The organism is Streptococcus sp. V728, assembly GCF_052077995.1.
Taxonomy (GTDB): Bacteria; Bacillota; Bacilli; order Lactobacillales; family Streptococcaceae; genus Streptococcus; species Streptococcus infantis_B.
This window is the reverse complement of the sequence record NZ_JBQJJH010000001.1, coordinates 224,501-235,141: the sequence shown is the minus strand read 5'-3', so window position 1 is coordinate 235,141 and position 10,641 is coordinate 224,501. Positions and strand designations below refer to the sequence as shown.

Sequence of the window (10,641 nt, the reverse complement as noted above, 5' to 3'; positions counted from 1 at the left end):
ACTGAAGCTCCAACAACTACTGAAGCTCCAACAACTACTGAAGCTCCAACAACTACTGAAGCTCCAACAACTACTGAAGCTCCAACAACTACTGAAGCTCCAACAACTACTGAAGCTCCAACAACTACTGAAGCTCCAACAACTACTGAAGCTCCAACAACAACTACAACGACTACTGAGTCAACAACTGTAGAACCAACTACAACAACAACGACTACTGAATATCCAGGAAACGGTACTCCTGTTCCTAACCCAACAACTACTACAACTACAACAACAACAACAACGACTAATGAAGAACCAGGTCGTTCAACTACGACTCCAGAACCAGGTCGTTCAACTACAACAGAAGAAGGACCAAGTCTTCCATTTACTGGTGAGGCTACAAGCCTAGTACTTGTATTGGCAGGTGTAGTAATCTTGTCAGGTACTGTAGTTATGAAACGTAAATTTTCTAAATAACATTAGATAAATTACTTTAGAGAGGAGAGAGCATTGCTCTCTTCTTTTTTATTCGAAAAAATAATCAACCAATGTAGAAGTGATAGGAATAGGGATTCCAAAGACAAACATCTTTGAAATACTTTATCCACAACTTCACTTGATAGATTCAAAAAAGCGGACATGATTGTCCGCTTTTTGTTTGCTCGTTTTATCATTTAAAGTCAGAAAAAGCTTTGGACGGTGATTTCCAAAACTTTCTTCCTTCTAGTAGTCTACAGAGGGTAGACCTTGCGAAATTCTTCCAAAACAACCTTGCTTTCAGGTGTAAAAGTCAGACCAGCTTCCTCCAGCCACTCCGTAAAAAACTCCTCATGAACCTGACGCCAGTAAGCCAAAGATTTATCTCCTTCGCCTTCCTTGTAGGCATGGTCGGCTGACACTTGATGGAAAGGCTGAACGGAAACCTTTGTAATTTCGACAATGCAGACAGCCTGATCCTTACTGTCTAAAATAACATCAAAGGTCCCTTCTTGTGGAAGGGGTTCGTCCTCTACTGCGTAGAGATCGTAGGCTGAGGCAGTTGCTGTTTTTTCGCCTCTAAAGACCAGATCCGCTAAAAGGTCTGGTTCCACTCCGAAGGCCCAGGCATCTATCTCATCACCGATAGAGGGGTTGATTTTCTTGTAGGCATTCCACATTTCTTGAGGTGTCATTTCTTCTCCTTCTTTTCTTTTACCTTCCAATTCTTATAGCTTGTCATGTCCAATTCTGGAAATCCTCGTAACTCTGCCTTTACCTTCAATACTAAGGGCGAAGTATTTTCTTGGGTCATCTGCTCAATAGGAACCCAAATTGCATTTGCTGAATCATTGCTTCCGTCAAGAACCTCCTGAGAAAGGGGTTTTTGAGGGCCTTCGAAATCGAGTACGATATCATAAAAGGCCATGATATGATGAACGGCAAAGTCTTGCCCTTCTTCATGAACCAGCACATCATAAATCCTAGGATTTGAATACTGGTTAAGCATATAACCCGTCTCTTCCAGAACTTCTCTCTTGAGGGTTTCAGTCAGTCCCTCCCCTACTTCCTGGCTACCACCTGGTAGGTCAAAACGATACTGATAGGGGCCTCTTGTTTTTTCAATACAGAGCAATTTCCCGTCTTGAAGACAGACTCCATATACACCAAAGTGATTTTTGATTTCCATCCAACTCATCCTACTTCAAAGACCAGCCACCATCAATAGTGAGAATTTGCCCCTGCATGGCGCTTGCTTTTCCACTTGCTAGGAAAAGTGTAAGATCTGCTACTTCCTCTGGCTCAATCCAGCGTTTGATAGGTGTTTCACTGGCTACCCAGTCTGCTAGTCCGCCTGGTTCAAAGTCTGCTGCGGTCATAGCTGTCTTGACCGCTCCTGGAGCGATACCGAATACCTGAATGCCAGTATCTGCATAGTCTAGGGCCAACTGCTTGGTAAAGCCAGCCAAGGCATGTTTGGAAGAAGTATAGGCGTGACCACCACCACCAGCTAAGTTTGATGCGATAGAGCACATATTGATGATAATTCCTCGCTTGTATTCTAACATTTGAGTCAAATAATAGCGAGTCAACTCTACTGGAGTCACATAGTTGATTTCAAAAATCTCTTGGATTTCTTGGGCAGATTGTTCCAGTAAAGGTTTGTAGTCATCCAAAACTCCAGCTGTATTGCAGAGAATATCAACTTGAGGACACCAATCAAAAATAGGTTCCAAGTCAAGCGTTAAATCACGTTGTAAAAAGTGAAAGTCACCTTGCAAGTCAAGTTTTTCACCCTGATCCACACCGTAAACCTGATAGCCATTCTCTAAAAATAGGCGAGCTTGAGCCAGACCAATACCGGAACTCACGCCTGTAATCAAGACCCTTTTAGTCATGGACTTCCACCCAGTCTGTGGCTAGGACGTCACAAGGAGTCGGACTCCACATAGAAAAACCTTCCCCTTCACCAGACACGTTGATGAGGAAATAAGGTGTTACTTCAAGAGCGACTCCATTTTGTTCGATGGTATCAAAAAGCTGGACATAGTTTTCAGCTCCTCCCCAACCAGTACGCACATATTTCTTTTTTGCCTTTAAGCCTGGTAAAATTTCTTCAAATGTCATATTTTTCTCCTTTATAGTTCTCTTGTTTTATTATAACAAAAAACCGTTTTGCAACGGCTTTTTGACTGCGATTTCTTTAAATGCAATTTCCCCTTATGGCAAATCATTCCCAGCTGCTAGGTAAATCTCATACCATTCTTTTCGAGTTAGGTTAACATTACTTGCTTGGCTAGCTTCTATCAAATGTTTAGGGTTAGTTGTTCCCACTACTGCCTGCATCTTAGCTGGATAGCGTAACACCCAAGCGATAGCAATAGCTGATGGGGTTACACCGTATTTTAAGGCTAATCGATTTAGAATTTCATTTAGATCATGAAATTGCTCTTTTCCAACAAAATTACCCTTAAAATAGCCAAACTGCAAGACTGACCAAGCCTGAATGACCATGTCATTCAGTTTGCAGTATTCAAAGACGCTACCATCACGCAAAGCTGCCTTGTCACCTTCCATATTGACATGGAAACCTGATTCAAATCCTGGAGTGAAAGCTGCGCTTATTTGTAATTGATTGATAGATAAAGGTTGTTTGACCTCTTTCTTCAGTAATTCCATCATCATAGGATTTTGATTGGACACACCGAAGTTTCGAACTTTACCTGATGTGTGAAGAATTTCAAAGGCTTGAGCCACTTGGTCGGCTTCCATTAAGGCATCTGGGCGATGGAGAAGCAAGCTATCTAGATAATCAACCTGCAATCGTTGTAGAATCCCATCAACTGATTCTAAAATATAATCTTTTGAAAAATCAAAATAGGTAAATTCTTCTATGCGAATGCCACACTTAGACTGAATCCACATCTTTTCTCGCAGGTCAGGACGATTGTTTAACACTTGTCCCAGTAATTCTTCGCAACGTCCACCACCGTAGATATCTGCCAAGTCAAAGGCATTGATTCCGACAGATAGGGCTATTTCAACCAGTTCCTCCACTTCTTTGACCGACTTGTCACTGATTCGCATCATGCCTAGGACGATTTCTGATAGTTCTCTTTTCTCTTGACCGAATGGAATGTATTTCATGGCTTTTTCCTCCGTTTTCCTTCATTATAAAGCAGAATGACACTTTTATCAACTGATACCTTACAAAAGAAAAGAACCAGTTTAAACTGGTTCTTTTTAAATCTTAGCCAATCACACTTCCGTTTGGTACAGCTGGATCAACTGTGAGAAGAGTTAATTTGCCTTCATGTTCAGCTGAGAGGATCATCCCTTGGCTGACATATTTTTTCATCATCTTACGTGGTTTGAGGTTGGCAACGATTTGTACTTTCTTACCGACCAATTCTTGTTCGTTTGGATAGAATTTCGCAATACCAGAAAGGATTTGACGGTCTTCACCATCTCCAGCATCCAGGCGGAATTGAAGCAATTTGTCAGAACCTTCCACTTTAGAAACTTCTTTGACTTCAGCAACACGAATTTCAACCTTATCGAAGTCTTCAAACTTGATTTCATCCTTGTTGAGTTTGAGTTCGACTTCATCTGGATTCCATTCTTTCTCGACGGCTGGGTTGTTGCCTTCCATTTGTTCCTTGATATAGGCGATTTCTTCTTCCATATCGAGACGTGGGAAGATTGGTGTTCCTTTAGCAACTACAGTGACACCAGTAGGGATATCAGCCAATCTCAAGTTTTCAAGACTAGAAACTTCTGCTAGACCAAGTTGAGTCAAGACTGCACGACTAGTTTCCATCATAAATGGCTCAATTAAGTGAGCTACGACACGAAGGCTAGCTGCTAAGTGACTCATAACACTTGCCAATTGGTCACGGTGTGCTTCATCCTTGGCTAAGACCCAAGGTGCTGTCTCATCGATGTATTTATTAGTACGTGAGATAAGAGTCCAGACTGCTTCAAGCGCACGTGGATAGTCAACTGCTTCCATGTAGGTATGGTAGTCAGCGATTGATTGTTCTGCTACTTGAGCAAGTGCATTGTCAAAGTCTGTCACACCTTCTACGTAGGCAGGGATTTGACCATCAAAGTACTTGTTGATCATGGAAACTGTACGGTTGAGGAGGTTTCCGAGGTCATTTGCCAATTCATAGTTGATACGTCCTACATAGTCTTCCGGAGTGAAGGTTCCGTCTGAACCGACTGGAAGGCTACGCATGAGGTAGTAACGAAGTGGATCTAGTCCATAACGTTCTACTAACATTTCAGGGTAAACAACATTCCCTTTAGACTTAGACATCTTGCCGTCTTTCATGACAAACCAACCATGGGCAATCAAGCGATCAGGCAATTTCATATCCAACATCATGAGAAGGATTGGCCAGTAGATTGAGTGGAAACGAAGGATGTCTTTTCCGACCATATGGAAGACTGTTCCATTCCAGAATTTATCATAGTTGGCATGATCCTCTTGACCATAACCAAGAGCAGTCGCATAGTTAAGAAGAGCATCAATCCAAACGTAGACAACGTGTTTTGGATTTGATGGGACTGGCACCCCCCATGTAAAGGTTGTACGTGATACGGCTAAATCTTCCAAACCTGGCTCGATAAAGTTTTTCAACATTTCATTGAGACGACCATCAGGAGTGATGAAGTCAGGATGTGATTTGAAAAATTCGACCAAACGATCTTGGTATTTGCTGAGACGAAGGAAGTAAGACTCTTCTGAAACCCATTCCACTTCGTGACCTGATGGAGCGATACCGCCCGTTACATTTCCAGCTTCATCACGAAAAACTTCCGCAAGTTGGCTTTCTGTAAAGAATTCCTCATCGGATACTGAGTACCAGCCAGAGTATTCACCTAGGTAGATGTCATCTTGAGCAAGCAAGCGTTCAAAAACTTGCGCTACTACTTTTTCATGGTAGTCATCTGTGGTACGGATAAATTTATCGTATGAGATATCAAGCAATTTCCAGAGTTCTTTAACTCCAACTGCCATACCATCAACATAGGCTTGTGGTGTGATACCAGCTTCTTCCGCTTTTTGCTGAATCTTTTGGCCATGCTCATCAAGACCAGTCAGATAAAAGACATCGTAGCCCATCAGGCGTTTGTAACGTGCTAGGACATCACATGCGATAGTTGTGTAGGCAGAACCGATATGAAGTTTACCAGATGGATAGTAAATCGGTGTTGTAATATAAAAATTCTTTTCAGACATAATATTTCCTTTCCAGGCTAATGAAACCTGTTTTTCTAACACTTCATTATATCACATTTTTAGTGATTTTCGATAGAGAAATCCTTACAAAAACAAGACAGACAAATGTCTATCTCGTTTTTTATCTTTTAAATTATTCATAGCGAAGAGCTTCGATTGGATCCAGCTTAGAGGCTTTATTGGCTGGTAGAACACCGAATATCATACCGATACTAGCTGAGACCGCTAGACTAAAGAGAGCGATTGGGATGGATACACCAACTTCGATTCCTGCAATCATGTTTTGAAGAAGAACACCTGCAAGCATAGTCACCCCTGCAGCAAGCAGTAGACCAATGAATCCACCTAATAAGGTTAAAATCATGGATTCAATCAAAAATTGAACCAGAATATTAGCCCGTGTTGCTCCTAGTGCTTTCCGTAAACCAATCTCACGGGTACGCTCTGTCACCGAAACAAGCATAATGTTCATAACACCAGTACCACCAACAAAGAGGGAAATCCCTGCAATAGCACTAATAATCGTTGTTATGAAGCCAAAGAGTTGTTGAACTTCTTGGAAGGCAGCAGATGCATCTGCAACTTGATATTCCCCTTGTTGAAGACCTGCAATCTCTGTCATTCTTCTTGCTAACTCTGGTCCTAAAGTCTGGGTTAAGCTAGTATCATTGACACGGAAGACAATATTTGAAATCTCATCTGTGTTAAAATTAGCTGCTAAGGAAATATTGGTCGTAATTGGTAGTCCTCCGACTCCAAATGTTTTCGCAGCCTTAGCTTCTTTACTTGCATAAACACCAATAACACGGTAACTGATTTCATTTACTTCAACAATTTGGTTGAGGGCTTCTTTTGCAGAACCAAAAAGGCTATTGGCAAGCTCTTCATCTAAAATGATCACACTTGCAAAATCTTTATAATCTTGTTGTCTAAGTCCACGACCTGCAATAATTTCATTTTCGACCGCATCCATATAAGTGACATTCCCACCCGTCATGTTAGCGTGTTCGACTTTTTTATCCTTATAGGTCAAGGTAACATTCATTGAGTTGGTCACATAATAGCTATCCACTCCCTTGAGCTTAGCAGCTTCCTTGACCCAAGCTTCTTGAGGTTTTGGTGGTTCAACAAAATCTTCTTCTTGACCACCAGACAAGGTCAATGCAGATTGTCTTTGTGTAAATGAACCGTCCTTACTCTTTGTAGGTGAGAAAAAGACATGGATATCTTTCTGGGACTTGGTCATATTTTTATTGACCTGACGAGACATGGAATCACCTAAGGCCATAATCACGACAACCGAGGATACACCGATAATAATCCCAATCATGGTCAAGAAGGACCGCATCTTGTGGGCCATAATGGATGAAAAGGCAAATTTCAGATTCTGCATCTTAGTTTTCCTCCTTTTCTACGAGACCACTATCAGACGAAATGACACCATCTCGGATGACGATTTGACGTTTCGCATAGGCAGCAATTTCAGGCTCATGTGTAACCATGATAATGGTTTTTCCTTCTTTGTTTAATTCAACCAAGAGTTGCATGATTTGATTTCCTGTTTTGGTATCAAGAGCTCCAGTCGGTTCGTCTGCTAGAATGATAGAAGGATTATTGACCAGAGCACGCGCAATGGCAACCCTTTGCTTCTGACCACCTGACAACTCTGAAGGTAAGTGATGGCTACGCTCGGTCAGTTCAACCTTTTCCAGATACTCTTCTGCTAGTTTACGGCGTTTAGACGCCGCAACTCCTGCATAAATCAATGGAAGTTCTACATTCTGGAGAGCATTCATCTTGGACAAGAGAAAGAATTGTTGAAAGACGAATCCGATTTCTTGATTTCGAACTTTGGCTAATTGTTTTTCACCTAAACCAGCTACTTCTTTTCCATCTAGAAAATACTGACCACTTGTAGGGGTATCTAACATACCGATGGTATTCATGAGGGTGGACTTACCAGAACCTGATGGTCCCATGATAGCTACGAATTCTCCCTCATGAACTTCTAGATTAATGTTTTTAAGGACTTGAAGTTCTTGGTCACCATTACGATAGCTACGGCAAATATTTTTGAGGCTAATTAGTTGCTTCATCAGTCTTCACCTCTTTTCCTTCTTGCAAGGAAGCTGTCGGATTACTGATGACTTTTGCTCCATCTGTCAGACCAGATGTGATTTCTTGATTTTCTGCATCTGCATTGCCCAATCCAACTTCAACTTTTTTGGCCTTTTGATTTTCATCAAGGATCCAAACATAGTTTTTATCTTCTTCCATGACGATACTGGTAATCGGAACAAGTAATGCCTTACTAGTACTTTTCACTTCGACACTAACTGTAAAGCCTTGTTTCAAGTCACCGAGTTCACTTGTTACATCGACGGTATATGGATATTTAGAACCTGAGTTTGATCCCGCAACACTTGCGCTTGCTTCACTGTTATTTTTTGGATAATTTGAAATATAGCTAATCTTACCATTCCAAGTTTTATCTGGATAGACCTTAGAAGTAAAGGTGACTTCTTGGCCAACAGAAAGGTTTGCAAGATTGTACTCAGAAAGCTCTCCCTTGACCTGCAAGTTATCGTTACTTACGATATGAACCAAAACTTGACTATTTCCTGTTGGAGATTTTGAAACATTACGATTCACTTCAACAACTGTTCCCTCTACAGTACTCAATACAGTAGCAGAATTCAATTGGGCTTGAGCTTTTTCGAGTTGCGCTTCTGCATCTGCACGCACATCACGTGCATCGCTGATTTGAGAATCAATAGCAGCTGTGGCAGAACCGGATGACTGAGCTGGTGCTTGTCCAGTTGCTCCTTCTAGACCTGCTTGAGGAAGACTTGGTGTTGCTGCGGCGGTATTACGTGCATCGTTTAATTCATTGATATGACGGTCAGCTTTAGCTACAGCACGACTGGCAGCATCATAGGCAGCCTGGGCTTCTGTACTACTATACTTGACTAGTGCTTGCCCCTCACTAACCTTATCTCCTACAGAAACCAAAACCTCATCCAAGTCACCTTTACTAGCATCATAATAAACATATTGTTCGTTTTGAGCTGTTACGGTACCAGATAAGAGAACCGATGAAGCCACTGACCCCTCTTTGGCAAGAACGATTTTTGCAGTTTCGTCTTGTGTTGCAACTTGATTTGGTTGTCTCAATAGAAGGACAGCAGCTGCTCCTACTACAAGAACTGACGTAACTCCTATAGCTGTAAATAGGGGCCATTTTTTAGCTTTTGACTTCTTTTTCATATCATACCTCTTTTATAAACATATATTAAGATTATAGCACAAGTCATAAAAATGGACAATTGCTTTCTGACCATCCAAAAATAATTGCCAAATCTTTTATTGTTGTGTTAGTTATATAATACAACTTCTTTTTTATTTTTGCAAGCATTTTCTTAAGAAATTTAAGCGTAGCAGATTTTTGCATTGACTTCCAAAAAAAGATAGAATATGACTAGAAAACAAATAAAGGAGCTTTCTTATGAGAGAATATGATATTATCGCCATCGGAGGAGGTAGCGGAGGAATTGCTACCATGAATCGTGCTGGCGAACATGGTGCTAAAGCGGCAGTTATTGAGGAAAAGAAATTAGGTGGAACTTGTGTCAACCAGGGCTGTGTCCCTAAAAAAATCATGTGGTACGGTGCTCAAATCGCAGAGAGTATCCACAAATATGGACCTGACTATGGTTTTACAAGTACTGGGAATCAATTTGATTACGCAACGCTTCGTAAGAATCGTGAAGCCTATATTGACCGTGCTCGTTCATCTTATGATGGAAGCTTCAAGCGCAACGGAGTTGATTTGATTGAAGGACGTGCCGAGTTCGTTGATGCTCATACTGTCAGCGTTAATGGCGAATTGATCCATGCTAAGCATATTGTGATTGCGACTGGGGCACATCCTCATATTCCTGCCATTCCTGGTGCTGAACTAGGCGGTAGCTCAGATGATTTCTTTACCTGGGAAGAATTGCCTGAATCGGTAGCTATTCTAGGTGCTGGTTACATTGCTGTCGAATTGGCTGGTGTACTCCATACACTTGGTGTTCAGACAGATTTATTCGTCCGTCGTGAACGTCCGCTACGTGGATTTGATAGCTATATCGTTGAGAGTCTAGTTCAGGAAATGGAAAATACAGGACTAAACCTCCACACACATAAGGTTCCTGCTAAACTTGAAGAAACTGAACAAGGCATTACCATTCATTTTGAAGATGGTAGCAGCCACACTGCCAGTCAAGTTATCTGGGCAACTGGTCGCCGTTCAAATGTTGAAGGACTTCAACTCGAAAAAGCTGGTGTTACCCTCAATGAACGTGGCTTTATCCAGGTTGATGAATACCAAAATACTGTCGTTGAAGGTATCTACGCTCTTGGAGATGTCACAGGTGAAAAGGAACTAACTCCTGTTGCTATCAAGGCTGGTCGTACCCTATCCGAAAGACTTTTCAACGGTAAAACAAATGCTAAAATGGACTACTCGACTATTCCAACTGTAGTTTTCTCACACCCAGCAATCGGAACAGTTGGTCTGACTGAGGAAGAAGCTATCAAAGAGTACGGCCAAGAAAACGTTAAAGTCTATACTTCAAAATTTGCATCTATGTATTCTGCTGTTACTAGTCACCGTCAAGAAGCTCGCTTCAAGCTCGTAACAGCTGGTGCAGACGAAAAGGTAGTTGGCCTTCATGGAATCGGCTATGGCGTTGACGAAATGATTCAAGGTTTCGCAGTTGCTATCAAGATGGGAGCTACAAAAGCTGACTTTGATGCTACTGTCGCTATCCACCCAACTGGCTCAGAAGAATTTGTGACCATGCGTTAAAAGAAAAGAGAGACCCCTTGGTCTCTTTTTTACTCTAAATCGGCCGTTACAAATTTGTAACCTTTTATTTTAAAATAGG

At 41.5% G+C, this 10,641-nt stretch carries 11 protein-coding genes; 2 read left to right on the top strand and 9 right to left on the bottom strand.

The genetic code is table 11. The features are described from left to right. The coding region (locus tag ACTO1Y_RS01250) for an LPXTG cell wall anchor domain-containing protein (RefSeq protein ID WP_441348052.1) at nt 1-462 on the top strand (462 nt) is incomplete at its 5' end. A 254-nt stretch (nt 463-716) separates the two neighbouring features. Here the strand turns inward: ACTO1Y_RS01250 and ACTO1Y_RS01245 are convergent. The 9 genes from ACTO1Y_RS01245 to ACTO1Y_RS01205 all read right to left on the bottom strand — a co-directional run bounded on the left by ACTO1Y_RS01245 (nt 717) and on the right by ACTO1Y_RS01205 (nt 8,977). Then, a complete protein-coding gene (locus ACTO1Y_RS01245; RefSeq protein ID WP_441348051.1) occupies nt 717-1,157 on the bottom strand; it encodes an ASCH domain-containing protein in 441 nt (146 codons plus the stop codon). After that, on the bottom strand, nt 1,154-1,651 hold the full coding sequence (locus ACTO1Y_RS01240; protein ID WP_441348050.1) for an NUDIX hydrolase: 498 nt from the start codon (nt 1,649-1,651) through the stop codon (nt 1,154-1,156). The genes ACTO1Y_RS01245 and ACTO1Y_RS01240 overlap by 4 nt, the downstream gene beginning before the upstream one ends. Before the next feature lie 10 nt (nt 1,652-1,661). Further along, nucleotides 1,662-2,360, bottom strand: a complete 699-nt coding sequence (locus ACTO1Y_RS01235; RefSeq protein WP_441348049.1) for a 3-oxoacyl-ACP reductase — start codon at nt 2,358-2,360, stop codon at nt 1,662-1,664. Then, the gene (locus tag ACTO1Y_RS01230; RefSeq protein WP_000141913.1) at nt 2,353-2,589 is read right to left on the bottom strand and encodes a DUF2829 domain-containing protein; all 237 of its coding nucleotides are present in this window, start codon (nt 2,587-2,589) and stop codon (nt 2,353-2,355) included. The genes ACTO1Y_RS01235 and ACTO1Y_RS01230 overlap by 8 nt, the downstream gene beginning before the upstream one ends. Before the next feature lie 93 nt (nt 2,590-2,682). Continuing rightward, a complete protein-coding gene (locus tag ACTO1Y_RS01225; protein ID WP_441348048.1) occupies nt 2,683-3,609 on the bottom strand; it encodes an aldo/keto reductase in 927 nt (308 codons plus the stop codon). Nucleotides 3,610-3,712: 103 nt separating this feature from the next. Further along, nucleotides 3,713-5,710: a methionine--tRNA ligase gene (gene metG / locus ACTO1Y_RS01220; protein ID WP_441348047.1), complete on the bottom strand. Its 1,998-nt coding sequence runs from the start codon at nt 5,708-5,710 to the stop codon at nt 3,713-3,715. Between the two features lie 133 nt (nt 5,711-5,843). Next, nucleotides 5,844-7,103, bottom strand: a complete 1,260-nt coding sequence (locus tag ACTO1Y_RS01215; protein WP_254727126.1) for an ABC transporter permease — start codon at nt 7,101-7,103, stop codon at nt 5,844-5,846. 1 nt (nt 7,104) lies between these two features. Beyond that, nucleotides 7,105-7,806, bottom strand: a complete 702-nt coding sequence (locus ACTO1Y_RS01210; protein ID WP_254727123.1) for an ABC transporter ATP-binding protein — start codon at nt 7,804-7,806, stop codon at nt 7,105-7,107. Beyond that, a complete protein-coding gene (locus tag ACTO1Y_RS01205; protein ID WP_441348046.1) occupies nt 7,790-8,977 on the bottom strand; it encodes an efflux RND transporter periplasmic adaptor subunit in 1,188 nt (395 codons plus the stop codon). The genes ACTO1Y_RS01210 and ACTO1Y_RS01205 overlap by 17 nt, the downstream gene beginning before the upstream one ends. 238 nt (nt 8,978-9,215) lie before the next feature. On the opposite strand from ACTO1Y_RS01205, the gene gor reads away from it, so the two are divergent. Then, entirely contained in the window at nt 9,216-10,562 is a 1,347-nt protein-coding gene (gene gor / locus ACTO1Y_RS01200) for a glutathione-disulfide reductase (RefSeq protein ID WP_441348045.1), read from the top strand. Nucleotides 10,563-10,641: the final 79 nt, after the last annotated feature.